Annotated in this window: 25 protein-coding genes; 10 read left to right on the top strand and 15 right to left on the bottom strand. The window is 33.4% G+C overall.

The features are described 5' to 3' along the window. Nucleotides 1–135: 135 nt before the first annotated feature. On the bottom strand, nt 136–348 hold the full coding sequence (locus HHX25_RS19890) for a helix-turn-helix transcriptional regulator (protein ID WP_169677067.1): 213 nt from the start codon (nt 346–348) through the stop codon (nt 136–138). A 177-nt stretch (nt 349–525) separates the two neighbouring features. Here HHX25_RS19890 and HHX25_RS19895 point away from each other — a divergent pair, with 177 nt between their 5' ends. Next, on the top strand, nt 526–870 hold the full coding sequence (locus tag HHX25_RS19895) for a hypothetical protein (protein ID WP_169677069.1): 345 nt from the start codon (nt 526–528) through the stop codon (nt 868–870). 212 nt (nt 871–1,082) lie between these two features. Here the strand turns inward: HHX25_RS19895 and HHX25_RS19900 are convergent, their stop codons facing one another. The 4 genes from HHX25_RS19900 to HHX25_RS19915 form a co-directional block, all read right to left on the bottom strand. Next, on the bottom strand, nt 1,083–2,390 hold the full coding sequence (locus HHX25_RS19900; RefSeq protein ID WP_169677071.1) for an MvaI/BcnI family restriction endonuclease: 1,308 nt from the start codon (nt 2,388–2,390) through the stop codon (nt 1,083–1,085). Next, nucleotides 2,353–3,588, bottom strand: coding sequence for a DNA (cytosine-5-)-methyltransferase (gene dcm, locus HHX25_RS19905; protein ID WP_169677073.1), 1,236 nt, complete (start codon nt 3,586–3,588; stop codon nt 2,353–2,355). Before dcm ends, HHX25_RS19900 begins: the two co-directional genes overlap by 38 nt. Before the next feature lie 129 nt (nt 3,589–3,717). Continuing rightward, the gene (locus HHX25_RS19910; protein WP_240964588.1) at nt 3,718–4,116 is read right to left on the bottom strand and encodes a very short patch repair endonuclease; all 399 of its coding nucleotides are present in this window, start codon (nt 4,114–4,116) and stop codon (nt 3,718–3,720) included. Nucleotides 4,117–4,147: 31 nt separating this feature from the next. Beyond that, nucleotides 4,148–4,396 (bottom strand): helix-turn-helix transcriptional regulator, encoded by a 249-nt coding sequence (locus HHX25_RS19915; RefSeq protein ID WP_240964589.1) that lies wholly within the window; start codon nt 4,394–4,396, stop codon nt 4,148–4,150. Between the two features lie 147 nt (nt 4,397–4,543). On the opposite strand from HHX25_RS19915, the gene HHX25_RS19920 reads away from it, so the two are divergent. Beyond that, on the top strand, nt 4,544–4,747 hold the full coding sequence (locus HHX25_RS19920) for a hypothetical protein (RefSeq protein WP_169677077.1): 204 nt from the start codon (nt 4,544–4,546) through the stop codon (nt 4,745–4,747). A gap of 158 nt (nt 4,748–4,905) precedes the next feature. Here the strand turns inward: HHX25_RS19920 and HHX25_RS19925 are convergent, their stop codons facing one another. Continuing rightward, nucleotides 4,906–6,033: a tyrosine-type recombinase/integrase gene (locus HHX25_RS19925; protein WP_205958079.1), complete on the bottom strand. Its 1,128-nt coding sequence runs from the start codon at nt 6,031–6,033 to the stop codon at nt 4,906–4,908. An 81-nt stretch (nt 6,034–6,114) separates the two neighbouring features. Between HHX25_RS19925 and HHX25_RS19930 the strand changes: the two genes are divergently transcribed. Beyond that, complete coding sequence (locus HHX25_RS19930) at nt 6,115–6,486, top strand: hypothetical protein (protein WP_169677079.1); 372 nt, start codon at nt 6,115–6,117, stop codon at nt 6,484–6,486. 210 nt (nt 6,487–6,696) lie between these two features. Here the strand turns inward: HHX25_RS19930 and HHX25_RS19935 are convergent, their stop codons facing one another. The 9 genes from HHX25_RS19935 to HHX25_RS19975 all read right to left on the bottom strand — a co-directional run bounded on the left by HHX25_RS19935 (nt 6,697) and on the right by HHX25_RS19975 (nt 16,392). Continuing rightward, nucleotides 6,697–7,533 carry a carboxylesterase family protein gene (locus HHX25_RS19935; RefSeq protein WP_169677081.1) on the bottom strand — a complete coding sequence of 279 codons (837 nt, stop codon included), beginning with the start codon at nt 7,531–7,533 and terminating at the stop codon, nt 6,697–6,699. Between the two features lie 160 nt (nt 7,534–7,693). Then, complete coding sequence (def, locus tag HHX25_RS19940; protein WP_169677082.1) at nt 7,694–8,326, bottom strand: peptide deformylase; 633 nt, start codon at nt 8,324–8,326, stop codon at nt 7,694–7,696. Nucleotides 8,327–8,358: 32 nt separating this feature from the next. Next, entirely contained in the window at nt 8,359–9,642 is a 1,284-nt protein-coding gene (gene rodA / locus HHX25_RS19945; RefSeq protein ID WP_169677084.1) for a rod shape-determining protein RodA, read from the bottom strand. Nucleotides 9,643–9,646: 4 nt separating this feature from the next. Further along, the gene (gene mrdA / locus HHX25_RS19950) at nt 9,647–11,584 is read right to left on the bottom strand and encodes a penicillin-binding protein 2 (RefSeq protein WP_169677086.1); all 1,938 of its coding nucleotides are present in this window, start codon (nt 11,582–11,584) and stop codon (nt 9,647–9,649) included. Beyond that, nucleotides 11,581–12,087, bottom strand: coding sequence for a rod shape-determining protein MreD (gene mreD / locus HHX25_RS19955; protein ID WP_169677088.1), 507 nt, complete (start codon nt 12,085–12,087; stop codon nt 11,581–11,583). Before mreD ends, mrdA begins: the two co-directional genes overlap by 4 nt. Then, nucleotides 12,080–12,886 (bottom strand): rod shape-determining protein MreC, encoded by an 807-nt coding sequence (gene mreC / locus HHX25_RS19960; RefSeq protein WP_169677090.1) that lies wholly within the window; start codon nt 12,884–12,886, stop codon nt 12,080–12,082. Before mreC ends, mreD begins: the two co-directional genes overlap by 8 nt. 17 nt (nt 12,887–12,903) lie before the next feature. Further along, on the bottom strand, nt 12,904–13,932 hold the full coding sequence (locus HHX25_RS19965) for a rod shape-determining protein (RefSeq protein ID WP_169677092.1): 1,029 nt from the start codon (nt 13,930–13,932) through the stop codon (nt 12,904–12,906). A 162-nt stretch (nt 13,933–14,094) separates the two neighbouring features. Further along, nucleotides 14,095–15,627: a bifunctional phosphoribosylaminoimidazolecarboxamide formyltransferase/IMP cyclohydrolase gene (gene purH, locus HHX25_RS19970; RefSeq protein WP_169677094.1), complete on the bottom strand. Its 1,533-nt coding sequence runs from the start codon at nt 15,625–15,627 to the stop codon at nt 14,095–14,097. A 309-nt stretch (nt 15,628–15,936) separates the two neighbouring features. Beyond that, nucleotides 15,937–16,392: a GAF domain-containing protein gene (locus tag HHX25_RS19975; RefSeq protein WP_169677096.1), complete on the bottom strand. Its 456-nt coding sequence runs from the start codon at nt 16,390–16,392 to the stop codon at nt 15,937–15,939. Between the two features lie 93 nt (nt 16,393–16,485). Between HHX25_RS19975 and xrtF the strand changes: the two genes are divergently transcribed. The 7 genes from xrtF to HHX25_RS20010 all read left to right on the top strand — a co-directional run bounded on the left by xrtF (nt 16,486) and on the right by HHX25_RS20010 (nt 22,253). After that, nucleotides 16,486–17,037: an exosortase family protein XrtF gene (gene xrtF, locus HHX25_RS19980; RefSeq protein WP_169677098.1), complete on the top strand. Its 552-nt coding sequence runs from the start codon at nt 16,486–16,488 to the stop codon at nt 17,035–17,037. Then, nucleotides 17,030–17,458, top strand: a complete 429-nt coding sequence (locus HHX25_RS19985; RefSeq protein WP_169677100.1) for an exosortase F system-associated membrane protein — start codon at nt 17,030–17,032, stop codon at nt 17,456–17,458. The genes xrtF and HHX25_RS19985 overlap by 8 nt, the downstream gene beginning before the upstream one ends. A gap of 57 nt (nt 17,459–17,515) precedes the next feature. Beyond that, the gene (locus HHX25_RS19990) at nt 17,516–17,929 is read left to right on the top strand and encodes an HYC_CC_PP family protein (RefSeq protein ID WP_449404044.1); all 414 of its coding nucleotides are present in this window, start codon (nt 17,516–17,518) and stop codon (nt 17,927–17,929) included. A 108-nt stretch (nt 17,930–18,037) separates the two neighbouring features. After that, nucleotides 18,038–18,766 carry a heavy-metal-associated domain-containing protein gene (locus HHX25_RS19995; RefSeq protein WP_169677102.1) on the top strand — a complete coding sequence of 243 codons (729 nt, stop codon included), beginning with the start codon at nt 18,038–18,040 and terminating at the stop codon, nt 18,764–18,766. Continuing rightward, entirely contained in the window at nt 18,767–21,022 is a 2,256-nt protein-coding gene (locus tag HHX25_RS20000) for a TonB-dependent receptor (RefSeq protein WP_169677104.1), read from the top strand. It begins immediately after the preceding gene. Nucleotides 21,023–21,156: 134 nt separating this feature from the next. Continuing rightward, nucleotides 21,157–21,537: a heavy-metal-associated domain-containing protein gene (locus tag HHX25_RS20005; RefSeq protein WP_169677106.1), complete on the top strand. Its 381-nt coding sequence runs from the start codon at nt 21,157–21,159 to the stop codon at nt 21,535–21,537. Nucleotides 21,538–21,653: 116 nt separating this feature from the next. Continuing rightward, nucleotides 21,654–22,253, top strand: a complete 600-nt coding sequence (locus tag HHX25_RS20010) for a DJ-1/PfpI family protein (protein WP_169677108.1) — start codon at nt 21,654–21,656, stop codon at nt 22,251–22,253. The last annotated feature ends 9 nt before the right edge of the window (nt 22,254–22,262 follow it).

Below are 22,262 nucleotides of genomic sequence, written 5' to 3' on the forward strand. Positions count from 1 at the left end.
CAACGTTCGATGTATGATTTGTTGCGTGAAAATCCGCCAGGATTTTCAGATTAAGAAACGAAGATAGCAAAAGTGCGAGGATTTTCCGATAGGAAAATCAGAAGCAATGAATTATACATTTTGTTATGGAGCGTTTTACTTTTTTGTTCTGATGAGTAATTCAGAAATATCTACATCAAGAATGATTGCCATTTGTCTGAGAAATTTCAAAGAAGGTTGAGAATCGTTATTACAGATTCTTGAAATAGTATTTGGGGTCTTTGAAACCATATTGGCAAAGTCTTTATGACTAATGTCTTTTTCGGCTAGAATTACTTTTAGTCTGTTAATTTTTATTTTCTTAGTCATGCTAAATACGTGTTTATAACAACAAATTTAGCATTAAATAATACATTTTAAGTGTAAGAGCCTAATTGTCAATTCATTGTACTTTGTTAAAATCAACATATTGAGGATTATTTAATACATAATATGTTGATATTAATTCTTTTTGTGTATATTTGGTTTGTTAAAAATAATTTAATTATGAAAATCAAATATCCAAAAAGCTCGCCATTAGTCAAAATTCCTGAAGAAGCAGAATTTGCCATATTCATAATCAGACAAGAATTAAAAAGTCAAAAATTAACCAATAGTTTTGATGAGATGGGATTCGATGGAAGTATTTGTATTTCTGACTTTAGTGAGCTTATATTTTCAATGATAGGTTTAAATGATAGGTCAGATGAGTTTTATGAGTGGTATGTAGGTCAGTTAAATAGCTTTTGCAAAGAAGTTGATTTGTCCGATGGTACAACTTTGTCAAAACAAGCTTTTGATTTTTATGTCCATTTATTGGTTGAGAAAAGACGAAAAGATGTCAGAAAGTAAGGAGATAATTTTACGGATAGGCTAATGCTCCATAACGTTCCGTGTATGGTGTCGTAGCTATCCCGCAGGGTAGCTATGCACTATACATATTGTTGTGTTTTCGTTCTTTATTTTCATTCTGTTTGTAGTGTTGGCAAAGACATACTCTTTTACAATTTTTGGCATAGAGTTGGCTTTAGCGAATTGCAAATGTGTATGGCTTTCAGAGTTAGCTATTCCGCAACATCTATTATTTCATTCTGTTTGTACAGACTAGGTAAAAAACCAGATTTTATTCTAAACTGACTTCGTTTCTTAATCTTAGGTTTGGTAGAAATATTTTCAAGTTTAATTCCTGGGTCGTAATAAATATTCCCTAGAGCCATTTGGGAAAGAAATAGCTGAAAATCAGTTCCAGTTCCTAATATAATTTCGTTGCCATATTTATATTTTCTTTTTGGGTCAGTTTCTGATAATGATGGAACATAACAAGCTTGATGGTGTTTTCTATTCCAATGTTTGAGCATTGAAATAAAACTCCAAGAAGCAGTTTCGTTTTCTTTTTCATCAAGTAATGAAATTCGACCATTCGAGTTGCGAATTTTTCCACTTTCAATATCAAAACCTTCTAATCGCATTTCCAAATTAGTTAAAGGATGCTTTTCTCCAATTTTATGGACTCCTCCAAAATTCAATCTGTCAGGTCTGCCTTTTTTGTCTTTATACCCATACGTTCTCACAAAATATTCTGCCCCTTCAGTTTTGTATAATCCATCTGTTGGTTCAGGTGTCATTAGGGTTATCGCTTTAGATTTTGTGCGATTGAAATTTGCCACTCCAAACTGTTTGACTTCCCATCCCATAAAATCAGGTTCAGCATATCCATTTGGGGTAACTCCCAATTCTGCCTCTAAAGTGTAACCTCCACAATTAGGAGCGCTACAATCCATTATGTTTCCATTACTGTCTAATCTTTTTGAATCTATCCAATCTAATTCGTGAATCCGTTTTAATTCGCTTAATAGAATTGCCCGATTATTTTTAGCTTTTGGTAAATCTATGACTGAAAACACCCCATGAACTGAATCAAATTCTGTTTGATTAAATTCGGTTGCTATTTCAGAATCAGGTGAAGTTACGTAGCCTAAAATAGTTCCATTTTGGGCAACAGAAAAGAAAAGCAATCGACCTGCTAATCTTTGTGTCATTAACTCTGAAGGTGCATTTTGACACCTTGCAAGGAATCCAGAAAATCTTACTTCAGGATATTTAGGGTAGAGGATAAGTTGTGCTTGCGGTGCTGGTGAAATGGAACCTTCATCATCAATCCACGAAAAATTGATTTTTGCTTTAAATCTTTCTTTGTTCCAATCTCCAGCTTCTTCGGTTACAATTTCAGATAGTGGTAATATGTTTAAGATTTCAAAACTACCACCAAAGTAAACTTGGTTTTTAGAATTGTCATTTGGGGCAAGAGTTTTTACATAAACTTTCTTACATCCATTATTGGTGAATAGCGATTTTAGATTGGTTAGATTCATTAATTTTTAAAAGTTCTTTTACAATGTTTTTTCCAACCGCTTGAATCAATAGAGTTACTACTGAATTGCCGAATTGTTTGTATGCTTGATTGTTAGAAACAGGAATTATAAATTTATCTGGAAAACCTTGAAGTCTGGCACATTCTCTTGGAGTCAATCTTCTAGGGTTTTTTCCTTTTTGTGGAATAAGAATTTCAGAACCGTCTTTATAATATCTTGCACTAATGGTTCTTGAAATTCCATTAATGTCTGTTAGTCCAAATCCAAATCCATTACCTTTAGCTTTATGCTTTCTAGCATGTTCTTGAAGATAATTCCATAGTTTGTCGGACAATGTATATTTGTCATCAACTTTTGGTTCAAGAATATCTTTTATTGCAAAGTTTGATTCTTGGGGGTCTGGAAACTGAAATGTTTCTTTACCTTTAAATACTGTTTTCTTGAATCCTACAATAATTATTCTTTCACGATTTTGAGGAACATAGAATTTACCATTCAAAACTTTGAAATGGACATTATAACCTAATTTCTCCAAGGTCTTTATAATTACTTTGAAAGTTTTCTTTTTATCGTGAGAAACAAGATTTTTTACATTTTCAAGCATAAAAGCCTTTGGCTTCTTATGTTTAATGATTCTTGCAATATCAAAAAAAAGTGTGCCTTGTGTTTCATCTAAGAAGCCATGTGCTCTACCTAACGAATTTTTCTTAGAAACACCAGCAATAGAAAAAGGTTGACAAGGGAACCCACCTAGTAAAATATCGTGGTCTGGTATTTCTTTTTCAGAAATTTGAGTTATGTCTCCAAATGGAACTTCTCCAAAATTAGCTTCATAAGTTTTCTTTGCGTATGTGTCCCATTCGCTAGTAAATACACATTTCCCACCGTTATTTTGAAATCCAAGTCGAATCCCTCCAATTCCAGCAAATAAGTCGATAAATTTGAATTTCGGATTTTCCGTAGGAGGAAAGGGAATATCCCATTTTATCGGTAAATAATATTGAAAATCAGGTTCTTCTACAATGTTTAATTCTTCGTGCAATTCTGTTAGATATTCCGAAGCAGTTGGCTTAAAATATTGAGATACCCCATTTTCATGATTCTGAAAATAATGTGTCAAATAAGCTAAATCATTGTTAGTTTTTTTATCTACAACGATTTGTAATTTATCTTTTATTTTGGAATATTTCTTGTTCATTTCTATTTGTAAAGAACGGTAAAATTTATCAGTTTAATTGTTTGTAAACAATCATATTTTTAACATTCTTTTCAACTATTTTCGTTATAGTCTGATTTATTATTCAATTTCAAATCCTTAAAAATCTCTTTAAACATTCTCCAAGGATTTCTGTTTTTTAAATTCTTTTAAGATTGATTGCAGTTTTTTCTCTTTATTTTTTGGCTTCAATTCACATTCCCATATTGTTTTCACATCCCAACCTTGTTTTTTCAAAGCTTCGACATTTTCTGCATCTTTCTTTTTATTACCATTAATCTTATCCAACCACCATTCTGTTCTTGTTTTCGGTACAACGAAATATTTACAGTTCTCATGTCCGTGCCAAAAACAACCATGCACAAAAATCACTTTCTTATACTTCGGAAAAACCATGTCGGGCTTTCCTGGTAGAGTTTTGTCGTGCAACTTATATCTGATTCCATTAGAGAAAAGAAACTTTCTAACAACAATCTCAGGTTTTGTGTTTTTACCTTTGATTCTGCTCATGTTGTAACTCCTTACCTCCTTTGAATGAACATCAGCCATTATTCTTATTGTCTTTCGTTGAGTTTAATAACTCCCTAACATCTACGTCTAAAGCCTCTGCAATTTCCACCAAAGTTTCGAGAGAAGGTTGCATGTCATTTGTGCACCACCTCGAAACAGTAGTTCTATTTTTGTCTACTTTTTCTGATAACCATTTGTTTGTTCTGTCTTGTTCAGCAAGCACTACCCTAATTCTATTGATTTGCTTTTTAGATGTCATTTGAATCGTATTATGTTGCATAAATAGCAATTAAAACAAATTTAGTTGATTAAAAACTTTTTATTTTGTTCTTTTTACGATATATTTGTTTCGTAAAACGATTCATTAGTTATTTATTTCAGTTTTAATGAATCATATTAAGAATCAAAATTAAAAACTAACTTTTTTATGAGTACGAGATATACCAAAGCCGATTTAGAGCAAATTGTATATAAACAATTAGATAATCTAAACGCAATGCACGATTTACTGAGAATTATGAAAATTCAAAATGACCTAATTCAAAGTATCAATCAGACACTCAGAGAAGAAATCGGTCAATTCAAAGAACAGCAAGTTATGTATCCAACTAGAAGAAAATCAAAATCGTAACTATTGGGAGCGGTGGGAAGGTTAAGCTCTTTTGGTTTTTTAGGGTCGGATTGTGTGATGGCAAAAACCAAAAGAGCTTAATGTGCGGTTGGTTTTTCCGAATGAAACACAACAATAGAATAAAGGATATATGTCCTTTATATTCCATATATGTTTATTTACAAATCTAGGGGATTTTTGATTAACTTAAAATTGTTTACAGCTACTTGGGTATATATTTCTGTTGTTTTGGTACTGCCATGTCCCAATAAGGTTTGGATATATCTTAAATTCGTGCCACTCTCTAATAAATGAGTTGCAAAGGAATGTCTAAGCATATGTGGTGTAATTCTTCTTTTAATATTTGCTTTTGTTGCAGCTCTAGAAACAATTGCACCTACACTTTTATCTGAATATTTTTGACCATCAGGGGACTCGAAAAGATATTTCTTAGGTTTCCATTTTTTATAGTATATCCTTAATTCTTTTAGTACAGTTTCTGATAACAAAGAATAACGATCTCTATTATTTTTAGCATGTCTAATAAAGATCAGCATTCTTTTACTATCAATATCTTCTAGTTGCAATTCTAATAGCTCACTTCTACGTAATCCAGCAGAATATAATAGGCTTACGATGCACCGATGTTTTATATTATTGGTATTAGCAATCATAGATAGAATTTCTTCCTTAGATACTACTTTTGGAAGCTTTTGTTCTTTTCTAGGTCTTTCGATACTATAAAACCTATTAGGCATTCCCATTACTACTTCATAATAAAACTTAATACTATTGATGGTTTGATTGATATAGCTATTAGATTTATTTTCTTGGATTAGTAATCGTAGATATTCTCTTATTTCTTGTTCAGATAATTCTAGAATATCTTTATCTGGATAGTGATTTATAAACTTTTCAAATAATGAGATATATATTTTACAGGTGTTTAGAGCATATCTTTTAAGTTCTAGTTTCAGAAGATATGCTTCTGGCACATATTTATAGGAAGCTGTTTTAGCTCTGTTACGATACCAATTAATATTAATGGGCTCATTGTCTCTAATTACTTTTTCTTTAAAAAAGGAATTACCGTTTACCCAAGCCACCCCTTTAAACTTTTCAAAGATTTGATTCAAGTTTTCTTTGGTATGGAGAATGTATACCATCGCAAACTCTTTACTCCATCTAGGGTTGGGAAGTTCTTTGATCAATGCTTGAACTACCTTATCAGGATGAAATTGCATCCCGATCATCTTTTGGTTATTTATCAATAAATGCTTTAAGGTGATATGTTTGGTAAGGTTCATCATACAAAAATGCAGTATTTAAAAATCATAGTGGTATCTTAATCGAATAATATTCGTATACTGTTTGATTAATTTGTGATTATGAATATATGTCCACATTGTACTTCCGAAATTATTGGCAGATCAGACAAGAAATATTGTTCTGTACATTGTAAATCTGCACATCAGTACAAAAAACGAAAAGAGGAGGAAGGCTTATATTACTCAATAGACAAACAGCTAAAGACCAACCGTAAACTCCTAAAAGCCTATAACAAATCGGGCCTGTCTACTGTGTGCAAAGAAAAACTGCTGTTAGGTGGTTTCGATCCTAGGTATTTTACACATTATTGGAAAAATAAAAAGGGGCAGGTATACCTTTTTTGTTATGAATACGGTTTTCTGGAACTAAAAAAAGAAAACCAGAAGGAAAAATATCTCTTGGTAACATGGCAAGGATATATGGAGCGCTAGCTATTTAGTTTTGAGGTACAACTCAATAAATGGGGGTAATATCTTTCCCTAAAAAATAAACTTGATTTTTATTTAACATATTGAAATAGAGTTGTATATGTATTTTAATATAATTAAAAAGTTACTTTTAACCCGACAGGATGTGAGTTTTTAAATTTATCTTAAATTATTCGAGAATCTGGATAGTAGCCATATAATTGATAACATAAACTACTTTTTTTCAAATAAAAACAACCAATCGTAGATATTCATATTAAAAGCATCATAATCGTTACTTTCATCTCCCATACCGCTATTATCATATGTTCTGGCCCAGGAATTGTGTCCAACATTTGGATATATGGTTAGCTTTGCTGGCGTATTAGGATTTTCTTTGTTAATAGCGTCTATCATATCGATAGAATTATTATGCGAAACAATATTATCATTATCGCCATGAAATGCCCAAACTGGAACCGTAGTAAATTTATCGCCAGAGTTTTTGTTTCCACCTCCGGCAATAGGGATGATGGCAGCGGCATAAGCCTCCGATCCGTAATTGGAAATATAATTGAAGCTTCCAAAGGCACCAAGACTTAAACCTGTAAGATAGATCCGCTTTGTATTTATATTATAGTTGGCTATTAAATACGTTATAAAATTATGAATGTCTTCTGGGATCCAGTTTCCAGATGGTAACTGGGGAGAGGCAACAATCATAGGGTATTTGGGAGACCATTCATTTTTTTCTATAAGTTTTGGTGGTCCATTAACCAGTACTTTTTTTAAGATGGCTGGGTCTGCTTCACTATTGCCTCGTTCGCCCGATCCGTGTAAAAAAACAAGTAAGGGATAGGCGTTGGAGCTGTTGTTATGTTCACTTGGTGTATAAATATAATATCCAAAATTAATATCGTTAGCTCCAAGAACGTTTGCTTTATGGGTGCCTCCTAAGTCTTCGGGTAAAGATTCCAAATCATTTTGGTTATTTTGTGGCATACTGTCATCGCTATTACAGCTTAAAAATAAAAATGGCAGTATAGCCATGATTTTTAATAAAGGTCTCATAAGTAGGTATGTGTTGGTTCATATAATATACGCGATATTGATTATTTTGGATTAGAACTGTTTACTTGAAGCGTTTTAACAAATTGAAACGTATCAAATTTTTAATCGAAAAGAATTCTCCGAGGCTCTGCCTCGAGGATAGTTCGTTTTAAGAAATTCTTTATTTTTTGGTTTGAGCATTACGAACCTCTTTTTCTAGATGGTCTAAATACAAAATACCGTTTAGATGGTCAATTTCATGCTGAAAAATAACCGATGTAAACCCCTCAACGGTTTCAGTTTTATGTTTGCTGTCCATAGTATCGTATTCAATAGTTATAGATTGCGACCTGCTACTTAATATGTCTGTTCTGTTTGGAATGGACAGGCAACCTTCTTTAACAGTTTGTTTATCTTCTGAGTATTTAATAATCTCGGGATTTAGATACACTTCAAAGGGGAAATGTTCTTTGTCAAAGCGCTGTACCCAAATAATATTTTTTAAAACGCCTACTTGTGGTGCAGCAATACCAACGCCCATAGACATACTATCTCTAACCGTAGCATAAAGCCTTTTTACAAAATTTTGCAAGACAGGATCACTGGGATTAGTTTTTATGTAGCCACTTTTGGTTCTAAGTAAAAGCGAGTCTTTTTTGGTCGTTATTTTATAGATTCGCATAGGGGTTAAGCTATCGGCGCTCATAATCAATTGAGATTCTTTAGAAGAAAAACTATTTTTTGCAGTGCTTTTTGCACTAGAGCATCCAGCTATTAAAATAAGTGTGAGAGTTAAAACAATAAGGTTTTTCATAAACGTAAAAAGATCAAAAGTCGATTATTCGCTTACCATTCATTAATTCTATTAGAATCTAATTTAATAAAGATAAAAATTAGAATGGTAAATGCCCAAAGTCCAGAACCTCCATAACTAAATAGCGGTAATGGTATACCAATGGTTGGAATGAGTCCCATTACCATACCTATATTGATTAGGAAGTGAATGAAGATAATGGAGGCAACCCCATACCCATAGATCCTGCTGAATTGCGATTTTTGTAATTCTGCTAAATGAAGAATGCGCAATAAAAGCAAAACAAATAAGATGACAACAAATGAGCAGCCTAAAAAGCCCCATTCTTCACCAACGGTACTAAAAATATAATCGGTATGCTGCTCAGGAACAAATTTTCCAGTTGTTCTGGTGCCTTCCATAAACCCTTTTCCGTTAAGACCTCCCGACCTGATTGCTTTTTCAGATTCGTTTAAGTTATAGGCAAACGTTTTTTTCATCTGTTGTAATTTCACAGGATCTTTTTCTAATCGGAGCCATAAACTTATTCGGTCCTGTTGGTGAGGCGGGATAACATTTTGATAAAAGAATTTCACACCAAAAGACACCCCTATAGAAAGTAGTAAAACAAATAAAGATTGTAATAATGTCACCTTCTTTTTGCTCCTGTTTAGAAAATAGTAGCCTAAAATAAGGATAGATGCTATTATAGAAGTTATTAGAATTCCAAATTTTAAGGCTAAAACAGATAGTATGATCACAGATACACCTATGGTAAGATAATATTTTGGTAGCCCTTCTCTATATAATACAAAGAAAAAAGCACCATAAACAATAGTGCTACCTGTATCATTTTGTAATAAAACTAAAAGCGCAGGTATAATGATGATTACAAAAGTTTGGATCTGATCTTTTATATTGTTAATATTTGTATTTAAATCACTAATCTGTTTTGCTACGGCGAGTGCAGTAGCAGCTTTAGCAAATTCACTGGGTTGAAGTGTCATGGAACCAATGGCATACCATGATGTAGCACCGTTTACATTTTTTCCAAAAATAAAAAGCCCAATAAGGGATAATATGGAAACTATATAGATAATACTTGAAAAACGCTCATAAAACTTAGCCTCAATACCTAGAACGACTATAATAATACAAAAGGTAAGCAGTATAAATATGGATTGTTTGCCATAGGGCTGTGAAAAGGTAAAATAGTCTATATCTGTTCCAGTATGGGAAGCCGATAGTATATTTAACCAACCAAACCCGACCAATAGTAAAAAGAGGATAATAGTAATCCAATCAAATTTAAAATGCCTGTTAGTATCCCTAACCATTAATTTATGGGTTTTGTAATGTTGCGTTTAATTGTCGTTTAAGCCGTTTATATTCAGAGTCGTCGACAAGCTGTAATCTGGTATGTGCATTTATTCTAAAAGGTTCTCCAGAATAAGGTTTGGCATATTCCTCTTCTAAACTGTGTCTCAAAATCCAATCTTCCAGATCTTTTCGGGTTATCTCTCCTTTAATATGCTTTTCAATCATTAAACTGGCTATTTTACCAGCAAAACGACTTCCCCAATAACCATTTTCAACAAAAACGGCAATAGCTATTTTAGGATCATTTTTTGGTGCGAAAGCAACAAAAATAGAATGATCTGTAAGCTGTGTTTTTAAGCTATCTATAATAGCAAAATTTTCTACAGTTCCCGTTTTGCCACAGATATCTATATCTTTTACTTGCAGGGATGCAGCGGTTCCTTTCTTATAAACCTGCAACATACCTTCGATTACGGGTTCAAAATGGGTTTTGTCAACAGTTGTATATTTGGCTTTGGTAAACTTTTCTGGAAGTGTCTTGTCTTCAATAGATTTAATGATATGAGGCGTATAGTAATACCCCCTGTTTGCTATAGCAGCAATCATATTTGCCAATTGAATCGGGGTTGTGGCAACCTCACCTTGGCCAATGGCATTGGAGATAGTATAAGTTGAATAAAATGTTTTTGGGTAGATACGTTTGTAGTAAGCTCTATCTGGAATACGGCCTTTTTGTCCAACGTGTAAATCGTTGTTTAAAAAATTACCTAGCCCAAAACTTTTGGCATGTTTGCTCCAAGTATCAATACCCGTTGAAGCATTACCTTCTTTATCTAGAATTTTTCTGTATGTTGTTGCAAAATAAGCATTGCAAGATTCCTGTATTCCAGAAATCAAATTATTACGCCTACCAATATAGCAGTGGCATTTCATAAAACGATTACCGTATTTGTACCCTGCATAGCAGGTTACGGTTTCATTTGGTGTGATAACCCCTTCTTGCAAACCAATAAGGGCATTCATTAATTTAAAGGGCGAACCAGGTTCGTATACACCTTGGATGCTTCTATTAAATAAGGGATTAGCTATAGAGTCTCTTATAAGTTTAGTGAAATTTTTAGAGCGTTCTCTTCCTACTAGAATATTGGGATCGTAGGTAGGAGCTGCTACCATGGCTAATATTTCTCCTGACGATGGTTCGATAGCGATAACACCACCACGCTTGTTTTGCATGAGTAGTTCACCGTATTCCTGCAGTTTTGCATCAATGGTAATGGTAATGTCTTTTCCTTGTTCTGGAATGGTATCAAACTTACCTCCTTTATAGGGGCCAATATTTCTGTTAAATCGGTCTTTTTGGATAAACTTGATACCTTTTACACCTCTAAGTGTTTCTTCATAAGAGGCCTCAACACCTTGCTTGCCTTTTAAATCTCCCATTATATAGTAGGAATCTCTTCTAATATCGTTGGTGTTTACCTCACCAATATCTCCTAAAACATTGGCGCCAATGGTCGTTTGATAATGTCTAAGGGATCTTTTCTGAATATAAAACCCTTCAAATTTTCGCATTTTTTCTTGTAAGGCAGCATAATCTTTTTTTGATAAGTGAGAAACAAAAACAGAGGGTAGCCTAGGGGAGTAGCGTCTCGCTTTATTGTATGTTTTTATAAATTTCTCTTTATCTATTTTTAGCAATGCACAAAACTCAAGAGTGTCTAGAGGTTTTACTTCACGTGGAGTAACCATCACATCGTACGATGGTTGGTTGGCGACTAAAAGCTTGCCGTTTCTGTCGTAAATAAATCCGCGTTTGGGATAATCGTATACTTTTCTAATAGCATTGTCATTATTAAATAAGTCGTGCTCATTTGAGGTATATACCTGAAGGTAAAAGAGTCTGGATAAAAATAAAACACCAACAAGTATAATTGAAACGAAAAGTAAAAGCTGTCTCATTTAGATTTTCTACTAAAAATAATAGTTATTATAATACTTAATAAAATAGTAAATATACTTGAGAATAACGTTTTTTGAATCACTAAAATTATTTTAGACAGGCTAAATATTTCTAAAGAAAACAAAATAATATGGTGCAATACAACTAGCAGTGTTATATAGGTGATTTTAGAACCAAAGTCTACAGCTCCAAATTTTATATTGTGGTGTTCGTACATGGTTCCAAAAGAGAATTTTAATATAAGGGGCCTTGCATAGGCAATAAATACACAGGCAGCAGCATTAATGCCGCCAGAATCTAGAAACATATCAATAATTATTCCTAATAAGAAACCCAATAATATGATGATGGCACGGTTACTCTTTACTGGAAAAAAAGCAATAAATAATATGTAAGGATATGGGTTAATATAGCCCAAAAAGTTAATATTATTAAATATTAAAACCTGTATTAATACCAATACAATAAATCGGACACTATTTACAGAAAGTAAATTATTCATTTAGCAAATTAGTGATCTCAGGTTTATTAATATTTTCTATAATATAAACATGTTCCAGATTGGTCATGTCGTTAAAGAGCTTCACATTGATTTCATAGTAATTTTCGGCATCATCCAATTCGTAATTCTCGACAACTCCTATAGGAATGTTTTTAGGGAAAATAGAAGATTGTCCAGAAGTAACGATTGTATCCCCAACTAAAACTTTGGCTATTTTAGGAATATCTGTAAGTTGTACCAATGCGGGGTTTTTAGCATCCCATGTTAACGAACCATAATGATTTGTTTTTTTTAGCTGGGCACTTATTGAGCTCGTGGTATTTAAAATAGAGATTACAGTGGCGTAATTACCACTGACTTTATCAACAATGCCTACTATGCCTTCAGTTGTTATAACTCCAAAATCTTGTTTTATGCTGTCGTTTGTGCCTTTATTGATTAAGAGCACGTTATCTGTTGCCGAATAATTATTTTTAATGACTTGGGCATTGGAAAAATAGTATGGAGCATTAAGGCTGTCTAAACTATCGGCTTTCGCAATATTTTTTGAATTATATAAAAGTGATTTTAGACGTTTGTTTTCTTCAAATAAAAGTCTGTTTTGCGATTTTAAATTAAAGTATGTGCTAATATTATTTACAGAATTGTAGATGCCACCAGTTACAAAGTTAGCCGAATTGATAAACTTACTTTTATGATAAGAATGCGATTGAATTGTAAATAAAATCGAAATAGAAAACAACACAAAGAACAACAGAAAGTTTTTGTTTCTTATTATGAAATTAATAATCTGTTGCATGATTTATTGGCGTGTCTCTATTTTATCAATACACTTTTGTATTTAGGTAAATTTTTAAGAGTAATACCAGTACCCCTTACAACAGCACGTAATGGATCTTCGGCTATGTAAACCGGAAGGTCTGTTTTTTGTGATAAACGCTTATCTAAACCTCGTAACATCGAGCCGCCCCCAGCTAAATAAATACCAGTGTTGTATATGTCTGCAGCTAGTTCTGGAGGTGTTTGAGATAAGGTTTCCATAACGGCATCTTCGATTCTTAAGATAGATTTATCCAATGCTTTAGCGATTTCTCTATGCGAAATAGATACTTGTTTAGGTTTACCTGTTAATAGATCACGCCCTTGAACGCTCATATCTTCTGGGGGTAACTCCAGATCTTCGGTTGCAGCACCAATTTGTATTTTTATTTTTTCTGCGGTACGTTCTCCAACATATAAGTTGTGTTGCGTACGCATGTAGTAAACGATATCGTTAGTGAAAACATCTCCTGCAATTTTAACAGACTTATCGCATACAATACCACCAAGAGCAATCACAGCAATTTCTGTAGTACCACCTCCTATATCTACAACCATATTTCCTTTTGGTTGCATAATATCTACACCAATACCAATAGCTGCAGCCATTGGTTCATGGATTAAGTATACTTCTTTACCATTTACACGTTCTGCACTCTCTTTTACGGCACGCATTTCCACTTCTGTAATTCCTGATGGAATACATATCACCATACGAAGTGCAGGTGTAAAGAACTTCTTTTTTAAAGCAGGTATGTTTTTTATAAACATACTTATCATTTGCTCGGAAGCATCGAAATCTGCAATCACACCATCTTTTAAAGGACGAATGGTTTTAATGTTTTCATGCGTTTTTCCTTGCATTAAACTGGCTTGCTGACCAACATGGGTTATTTTCCCAGTAACTCTATCTCGTGCAACAATAGAAGGCGCGTCAACAACTACCTTGTCGTTATGAATAATAAGTGTATTTGCAGTTCCTAAATCTATTGCAATTTCTTCGGTTAAGAAGTCAAAAAAGCCCATGTGCTATTAAAAGTTTTAGTGGTTTAAAAAACGAATCCCGTAAATGTAATAAAAGTTAATAAATATATGGGTTTTAAGTCGATTCAAATTTTATTAAAAAATACCATGAATTTAGTTATACGCTTTTTGCTGATTTTTAGATGACTAAAAAACGATATATTTTTAATGCTTAAAATGACGTGTGCCAGTAAATACCATGGCCAGATTATTTTCATTACAATAATCAATGCTTAATTGGTCTTTTATGGAGCCTCCTGGTTGAATAACGGCAGTAATTCCAGCATTTTTTGCAATTTCAACACAATCTGGAAACGGGAAAAAAGCATCACTGGCCATAGCAGCTCCATTCAAATCAAAATTAAACGAATTTGCCTTGTGTATAGCTTGCTCAAGAGCATCAACACGACTTGTCTGCCCTGTACCGCTAGCACATAATTGTTTGTTTTTTGCCAATACAATGGTGTTGGATTTTGTATGCTTACAAATTTTTGAAGCAAATATTAAGTCTTCCAATTCACTATCGTTAGGGTTGGAATTGGTAACATTTGTTAAGCCTTCAATAGTATCTGTAATATTGTTTCTGTCTTGAAGCAGTACCCCATTTAAACAACTTCTAACATTCATTTTAGGCAATTCTATGTCGTGAAGTTTTAGTATGATCCTGTTCTTTTTACCTTGAAGAATAGTTAAAGCTTCTGAAGAGAAAGCAGGTGCAATAACAACTTCACAGAACAGTTTATGGATTTCTTCTGCTGTGGCTACATCAATTTCGGTGTTACTAATTAAAACCCCTCCAAAAGCAGAAACAGGGTCGCCTGCTAAAGCATCAACATAAGCTTGGTGTAACGTGTTTCGTTGTGCTAAACCGCAAGCGTTGTTGTGTTTTAAAATAGCAAAGGTTGGTGCGTCATTTTTAAATTCGGTCATTAAATTTACGGCAGCATCAACATCTAAAAGGTTGTTATAACTTAATTCTTTGCCATGAAGTTTCGTGAACAGCTCATCAAAATTTCCAAAGAAAAAGCCTCTTTGATGTGGGTTTTCTCCGTAACGTAGTACCTTTCCTTTGGTTTCGCTAATTTTTAAAGCTGCTTCTTCATGGTCTTTATTGAAGTAGTTAAAAATAGCGGTATCGTAATGCGAAGATATATTAAAGGCTTTGCCTGCAAAGCGCTTTCTGTTTTCTTCAGAAATAGTGCCATTGTTCTCAGAAATCAGATCTAAAAATTCGGCATAATCGTCTACCGAAGATACACAAATAACATCGGCATAGTTTTTAGCAGCAGCACGAATTAGTGAAATACCACCTATATCTATTTTTTCAATGATGTCTTGTGTGCTGGCACCAGAGGCAACAGTTTTTTCAAACGGGTACAAATCAACAATAACCACATCAATTTGAGGGATATCATATTCTGCCAACTCTGCAACGTCACCGTCGTGATTTTGTCTGTTTAAAATACCTCCAAAAACTTTAGGGTGTAAGGTTTTTACACGACCGCCAAGAATAGAAGGGTAAGAGGTTACATCTTCAACAGGAACCACATCTACACCTAAATCGTTTATGAATTTTTGTGTTCCACCTGTAGAATAGATAGTCACACCTTGTTCATCTAATTTTTTTACAATAGGTTCTAATCCGTCTTTACTAAATACCGATATTAATGCAGATTTAATAGTTTTTTCGTTGCTCATTAGTTGTTGCGTTATTTTTTAATTCCTGTTTTTACTTCGACTTCGCTCAGCGACCAAACAGGAATGAGATTGTTGTTGTTTATCAGGGTTTTAAGCTGAATTTTTTAAATAATTGCAAAAGTACTTATTTCCTTGAATAAACAAGCTTCGAATTCATAAAAATGAGCAGGATTTTTTAACCAAAACAGGGGAGTTGTTAACACAAATATGGATTTTTGAAAAAAAGACCTCAAAAAAGAGCGCTTTTAAATTCCAAATTAAAATCTCTAGTAAATATTTGAGTTTTGAAGTTCTAATTTTTGGAATTTATTATAGAAGCGTAGCGACTTGAGCACATACAAACTCTAAGAAACGCTCATCTGCCTGAGTAAAAGGGTCTGGCGTGTTGGAATCGATATCGATCTGACCAATATTTTCACCATTTACAAAAATAGGAACAACAATTTCAGCTTTTACCGTAATACTACAAGCTATATAGTTGTCCTGAGCTGCTACATCTGGTACAACGAAATTTTCATTGCTAACAGCTACTTGTCCGCAAATACCCTTTCCAAAAGGGATAACCGTATGGTCTGTTGGTTCGCCTACATAAGGGCCAAGGTGTAATTCTTCTTTGTCGCCATTTCTAAAATAAAAACCAACCCAATTGTAATATTCTACTTGAGTTTCGAGTAGCTCGCAAATATCTAAAAGGCGTTCGCCCGCTGTTTTTTTAGTGTTAGCGATAATAGTTTCAACTTGTGTTTTTAGGTCTTCAAAAATCATAAATTCAAAAGTTTTGGTAAAAGTATTTAAAAAGGCGTAATTTCGATATCCAGTTTTGTATAATTTTAACTTAACAAATTAGATAAACGTTTTTTGCAAGCACTTTTTATAAAATACAAGTCGGTTATAAAATTTATCCTTACTTTTTTAGTCGTTTATATTTCTTTTTCTGTGATTTATAAACTTTATTTAGGTGCTTTAGAAGGTTCGCGGTTTTATCCTGATTATATGACACATTTGGTATCCTTGCAAAGCAGGTCGTTATTAGATGCATTTGGATATGATGCTCAAATATTGCCGCATCCAGAAGAGCCATCCATGAAACTTATTATAAACGGTAAGTATTTAGCACGCATTATCGAAGGATGCAATTCTATAAGTGTTCTTATCTTATTTATATCGTTTATTATTGCTTTTTCGGGAAAATTAAAAGTAACATTCTTATACATACTTGCGGGTAGTGCTTTAATTTATATAGTCAATTTAATTCGTATAGTTATACTATCAATAGGCATATACCATTACCCCGAGCAGACGGAAATTTTACATACCGTAGTTTTTCCTGCAATTATTTATGGTATGATGTTTTTACTTTGGATTTTATGGGTAAACCGTTTTTCTAAACTAAAAAAGAAAGATGCCTAACCTAATTAAATACATGCTGTTGTTTGTTTTATTTGGATTGCTTGTATTGATTCGTGTTTTTGAAAACGAACTCTTTTACGATCCGTATTTAATATTTTTTCAAACCGACTATTTGTATATTGATAGCCCCAGACGTGAAGTTTTAAAACTTGTAAGTTTTACGACACTGAGGTATTTATTGAATACCGTTATCTCATTAGGTGTTTTATACGTGTTTTTTAAAGATAAAAGCATCATTAAATTCTCGGTAATCATTTATACACTAGCTTATATCATTTTGTTATTGATTTATTTGTACTTCGTCATAAATCCAAGGCAGGAAGATTATTACTTGTTTTTTAATGTACGTCGTTTTTTAATTCAGCCTATTATTTTAATCTTATTGTTGCCTGCTTTTTATTACCACAAACTTAAAGACTAAGTGTTAATCATTTAATAAAATAGCAAATTCGATTTCGATTTTTTGTATTTTTGTTTTGTGATAAAAAAGCTACTACATAAAAGTTTTTCGGTATTACTGGCTTTACTGGTTATGTTTTCGACGGTATCTTTTACTATTGAAAAGCATTTCTGTGGTGATGTTTTAATAGATATTTCCATTTTTACAGAAGCGGATAAATGTGCTATGGAAGCTTATGAAGTTGCTTTGGAAAAAATCACGAAAAAATCGTGCTGTAAAGATGTTATTGATGTTGTTGAAGGTCAAAATAAATTAAAGTTTTCTTCGTTTGAAGATCTGGATTTTGAGCAACAACAATTCATTGCATCCTACACATGTGCTTACATTAATCTTTTTAAGGGACTACCAAAAGTAACAATTCCTCACAAGGATTATTCTCCTCCCAATCTGGTCACCGACATACAGGTGTTAGATCAGGTCTTTATAATTTGATTTATTAATATTTGTCATTCCTGCGTTTTGCGCAGAGCTTGTCGAAGTGAAGACAAGAATCCACTTGTATTGGAAATTGTACAAATTATTAATTTTTCAAAATAAATCATGAAACACACATATACAGTTACGGGTATGACCTGTAACGGCTGCAAGACTTCAGTAGAAAATAAACTTAACACTATTGATAATGTATTAAGTGTAATAGTAAATTTAGAAAAAGCGGAAGCGCTTATAGAAATGTCAAGCCATATTCCTGTAAGTGAATTGCAAAATACATTATCGGATAAATATTCAATTTCAGAGAAAAAAACGTCTAATGAAAGGATGTTGGCTTCAACCACTGTAGAAAAGAAATCTGAGCTTAAGCAGTTGTTTCCTCTTTTTTTAATTTTTGGATACATTACAGTAGCAGCTGTCTTAATAAATTATAGACCATGGAACGGAGCAGGTTTTATGCTCGATTTTATGGGGCTTTTCTACATTGTTTTTAGCTTTTTTAAACTATTGGATTTAAAAGGCTTTCCAGAATCTTTTAAAATGTATGATCCTTTGGCGAAAGTCATACCAATTTATGGTTGGCTATACCCATTTATTGAATTGTCATTAGGAGTCATGTTTTTAATGCGTATCCAAATTCCAGTAGCCTTATTCATTACGTTGGTAATTTTGGGAATAACCACCATAGGAGTTACCAAAACACTTTTAAATAAGAAAACGATTCAATGTGCTTGTTTGGGAACCGCTTTAAAACTTCCCATGACCAAAGCAACGTTTATTGAGAATAGCATCATGATTGTTATGGCTGTTATTATGTTAATTAAGGCCTACAATTAAATGAAAAACATATTCTATATATTATTAATGCTTCCAATGCTCATGGTATCTCAAGATAAAATTACCGGTGTTATCATGGAAGCAAATGAAAAAAAACAGGCTATAGGCTTGCCAGGAGCTAATGTCTTTTGGTTGAATACATCTGTTGGAACAGTAACAGATGTCGACGGGACCTTTAGTATTCCTTATAAAAAGAATTACACAAAATTAGTGATTAGTTATATAGGGTTTAAAACAGATACGATAACAGTCTCAGAACCTAAAACCATAAAACATTGGTTACGGCCAACCGATAATTTAGATGCGGTAACTGTAACATCCAGAAAGCAGGCTACAGCCAAGTCTTATCTACAAGCTACCAATGTGTTTACTGTGAGTAGTGATGAATTGTTAAAAGCGGCGTGTTGCAACCTTTCGGAGAGCTTTGAAACTAACCCGTCTATCGATGTGAATTTTGCAGATGCGGTTACAGGAACAAGACAGATAAAGATGTTGGGACTTAACAGTCCGTATATATTGATTGCTACCGAAAATATTCCTTCCATACGTGGCGCTTCACAGGCTTTTGGTTTAAGTTTTATACCAGGAACCTGGGTAGAGAGCATTCAAATTACTAAAGGGGCAGGAAGTGTGGTCAATGGTTACGAAAGTATTGCAGGGCAAATAAATGCTGAATTGGTAAAGCCTGCAACAGACGATAAGTTGTTTGTGAACTTGTATGGTGCTTCGAGTGAGCGTTTAGAGCTAAATACCCATATAAATACAAAAGTGAATGATAAATGGTATACAGGGCTGTATTTGCATGGAAACGCACATAATAAAAAGCACGATGTTAATCATGATGGTTTTATGGATATGCCCAAGTACCATCAAATTAATGTGATGAACCGATGGCAGTATACCAATACCGAAAAGGGGTTTGTGAGTTTTATTAATCTGAAATTTCTGAATGATGAAAAACAAACAGGGGAGCTTGATTTTAATCCAGATACCCATAGATTGTCACCTAATGATATATTGAACGGAAATGAAGTTTGGGGAAGTGAAATCGATACGAGGCGCTATGAAGTATCGGCTAAGCTAGGTTATGTGAATCCTGAAATCCCTTATCAAAGTTTAGGGATTCAAACAGCATTTAGTAGTCATAAACAGGATTCTTATTTTGGATTGAACCAATACGATATTATACATAATAGCTTGTATGCCAATGCGATTTATAATTCTATTATTAGTGATTCCAGGCACAAAATAAAAACAGGGATTAGTTATACTTACGACCATTATGATGAACTTGTCAACATGGCAGATTATGAAAGAACCGAAAAATCTGTGGGAGCATTTTTTGAATACAATTACGATAATTTAGAAAAACTTAATTTAACGGCTGGTGTGCGTATTGATGATCATAACTTATTGGGCACATTTATAACACCTCGTTTTCATGCGCGTTATACGCTTTGGGAGAAATCGGCATTACGGGCATCTTTTGGTCGCGGAAAACGCAGTGCTAATATTTTTGCCGAAAATCAGCAGTTATTCTCTACCTCAAGAAGTATTAATATTGTAAACGCTAATGGGAATATTTATGGCTTAGACCCAGAAATTGCATGGAATTATGGCGTGTCTTATTTACAGGGCTTCAACCTTTTTGGAAGAAAAGCAGATGTTACTTTAGACTATTATAAAACCGATTTTAAAAATCAGGTGGTGGTAGATTATGAAAACCCACAAGAGGTGAGTTTCTATAATTTAGAAGGGGATAGCTATGCCAATAGCTTTCAGGTAGAGCTTAATTATAATATATTTGAACGTTTCGATTTGCGGATGGCCTACAAATATTACGATGTAAAAACAGATTATAATTCTGGAAAATTATCAAAACCATTAATACCGACGCACCGTTTATTTGCCAATGCATCTTATGAGACATCTAAACAGGGAGGTGGTCAACAATGGAAATTTGATGCGACGTTTAATTGGTTGGGGAAACAACGTTTTTCATCGACTGTTGCAAACCCAATTCAATATCAATTGCCAAAACACACGCCAACACTAGGGACTTTAAATGCGCAAATAACCAAAGTGTTTTCTCCCAGATTTGAAGTATATTTAGGAGGTGAAAACATCACCAATATAAGGCAATCGAATCCGGTTTTGGGAGCCGATGATCCTTTTGGATCGAATTTTGATACCACATTTGTATATGGCCCTATTTTTGGGAGCTTGTATTATGCGGGATTGCGGTTTAGAATTTAATTCTCGAGAATACGGGAATGAATCTTATGAATTGTCATTCCTGCGAAAGCAGGAATCCACTTTATAGTAATTAAGTTTCAATTTAAAAGATTCCTGCTTTCGCAGGGATGAGACAAATAATAAAAACATAAATCATGAAAAAATTAATAACAGTATTAACTATAATAATAGCAACAGCAGCGTTTGCACAAAATAAAAATGCCAGAGCCTCAATGGAAGTAGATGGTGTTTGTTTAATGTGTAAAACCCGTATAGAAAAAGCATGTTTAAATACCAAAGGCGTAAAATCTGCTGTGTGGAATGTAAAAACTCATGAATTAAAACTGATTTTTGATGCGCGTAAAACGGATTTAAAAACCATACAAAAAAGTATTTTGGCTGTTGGCCATGATACTAAAGAGTTAAAAGCTACAGATGAAGCTTATGCTACGGTGCATCCTTGTTGTAGATATCGAGACAGGGATATTATTGACAATCATAAAGAAGATGAAGATCATAAAAAGGATAGTCATTAACATTGAAACTGAGTGTTAAAATTTTAAAAGCTTAACCATTTGTTTAGACTTCATGTGTTTAAGGAGTTTTGTTAATCAGTTAATTTCAAAAGCATTGAACATTATTGCTGTAAAAAATGAAAATAGCCTATATCTTATTTAACGAAATAACGCTTTTAGACTTTGTAGGGTTCTATGACCCAATAAAGAATATAAAGACAAAAGGGTTTATAGAGCATCTTGAATGGGATTTGTGTGCTGCTGAAAAATCAATAAAGGATAGTTTTGGTCTTGAAATTATTATTGATAAAGTTAAGCCAGACTTGTCCGAATACGATATGATAGTGGTTCCTGGAGGCTATGGCACAAGAGCATTGCGGTTTGACGAAGTATTTATGGCATGGTTGAAAACAGCTGAAAAATGTAAGTATATTGTTTCCATTTGCACGGGAAGCTTGTTGCTGGGTGCTGCTGGGTTTTTAAAAGAAAGAGTAGCTACAACTAATTTTAATACATATAAATTATTAGAAAAATATTGTAAAAAGGTTGTTAAAAGCAGAATAGTAGACGATAATAATATCATTACAGCAGGAGCAGTGGCTTCTTCTTTGGATTTAGGCTTATATGTATGTGAAAAGTTAGTAGGAAAAGACAAAGCTGAAGAAATAAGAATCGGAATGGATTACCATCCGAGAGAAATTGAAATAACTTCAGTATTTAATCCCCCAAATAGTTAAACTAATTAA

Origin of the sequence: Flavivirga algicola (genome assembly GCF_012910715.1) — a bacterium.
In the GTDB taxonomy this organism is placed as follows: Bacteria; Bacteroidota; Bacteroidia; order Flavobacteriales; family Flavobacteriaceae; genus Flavivirga; species Flavivirga algicola.

Excerpts from the sequence above, each read along its gene's own strand:
- HHX25_RS19965 (WP_169677092.1), bottom strand. The coding sequence starts at position 13,932 with ATGGGCTTTTTTGACTTCTTAACCGAAGAAATTGCAATAGATTTAGGA.
- HHX25_RS19900 (WP_169677071.1), bottom strand. The coding sequence starts at position 2,390 with ATGAATCTAACCAATCTAAAATCGCTATTCACCAATAATGGATGTAAG.
- HHX25_RS19915 (WP_240964589.1), bottom strand. The coding sequence starts at position 4,396 with ATGCAACATAATACGATTCAAATGACATCTAAAAAGCAAATCAATAGA.
- HHX25_RS20000 (WP_169677104.1), top strand. The coding sequence starts at position 18,767 with ATGAAAAACATATTCTATATATTATTAATGCTTCCAATGCTCATGGTA.
- HHX25_RS19890 (WP_169677067.1), bottom strand. The coding sequence starts at position 348 with ATGACTAAGAAAATAAAAATTAACAGACTAAAAGTAATTCTAGCCGAA.
- HHX25_RS20005 (WP_169677106.1), top strand. The coding sequence starts at position 21,157 with ATGAAAAAATTAATAACAGTATTAACTATAATAATAGCAACAGCAGCG.
- mrdA (WP_169677086.1), bottom strand. The coding sequence starts at position 11,584 with ATGAGACAGCTTTTACTTTTCGTTTCAATTATACTTGTTGGTGTTTTA.
- rodA (WP_169677084.1), bottom strand. The coding sequence starts at position 9,642 with ATGGTTAGGGATACTAACAGGCATTTTAAATTTGATTGGATTACTATT.
- HHX25_RS19925 (WP_205958079.1), bottom strand. The coding sequence starts at position 6,033 with ATGAACCTTACCAAACATATCACCTTAAAGCATTTATTGATAAATAAC.
- mreD (WP_169677088.1), bottom strand. The coding sequence starts at position 12,087 with ATGAATAATTTACTTTCTGTAAATAGTGTCCGATTTATTGTATTGGTA.
- HHX25_RS19995 (WP_169677102.1), top strand. The coding sequence starts at position 18,038 with ATGAAACACACATATACAGTTACGGGTATGACCTGTAACGGCTGCAAG.
- HHX25_RS19895 (WP_169677069.1), top strand. The coding sequence starts at position 526 with ATGAAAATCAAATATCCAAAAAGCTCGCCATTAGTCAAAATTCCTGAA.
- HHX25_RS19920 (WP_169677077.1), top strand. The coding sequence starts at position 4,544 with ATGAGTACGAGATATACCAAAGCCGATTTAGAGCAAATTGTATATAAA.
- HHX25_RS19985 (WP_169677100.1), top strand. The coding sequence starts at position 17,030 with ATGCCTAACCTAATTAAATACATGCTGTTGTTTGTTTTATTTGGATTG.
- HHX25_RS19910 (WP_240964588.1), bottom strand. The coding sequence starts at position 4,116 with ATGAGCAGAATCAAAGGTAAAAACACAAAACCTGAGATTGTTGTTAGA.
- def (WP_169677082.1), bottom strand. The coding sequence starts at position 8,326 with ATGAAAAACCTTATTGTTTTAACTCTCACACTTATTTTAATAGCTGGA.
- dcm (WP_169677073.1), bottom strand. The coding sequence starts at position 3,588 with ATGAACAAGAAATATTCCAAAATAAAAGATAAATTACAAATCGTTGTA.
- HHX25_RS19975 (WP_169677096.1), bottom strand. The coding sequence starts at position 16,392 with ATGATTTTTGAAGACCTAAAAACACAAGTTGAAACTATTATCGCTAAC.
- HHX25_RS20010 (WP_169677108.1), top strand. The coding sequence starts at position 21,654 with ATGAAAATAGCCTATATCTTATTTAACGAAATAACGCTTTTAGACTTT.
- HHX25_RS19930 (WP_169677079.1), top strand. The coding sequence starts at position 6,115 with ATGAATATATGTCCACATTGTACTTCCGAAATTATTGGCAGATCAGAC.
- purH (WP_169677094.1), bottom strand. The coding sequence starts at position 15,627 with ATGAGCAACGAAAAAACTATTAAATCTGCATTAATATCGGTATTTAGT.
- mreC (WP_169677090.1), bottom strand. The coding sequence starts at position 12,886 with ATGCAACAGATTATTAATTTCATAATAAGAAACAAAAACTTTCTGTTG.
- HHX25_RS19935 (WP_169677081.1), bottom strand. The coding sequence starts at position 7,533 with ATGAGACCTTTATTAAAAATCATGGCTATACTGCCATTTTTATTTTTA.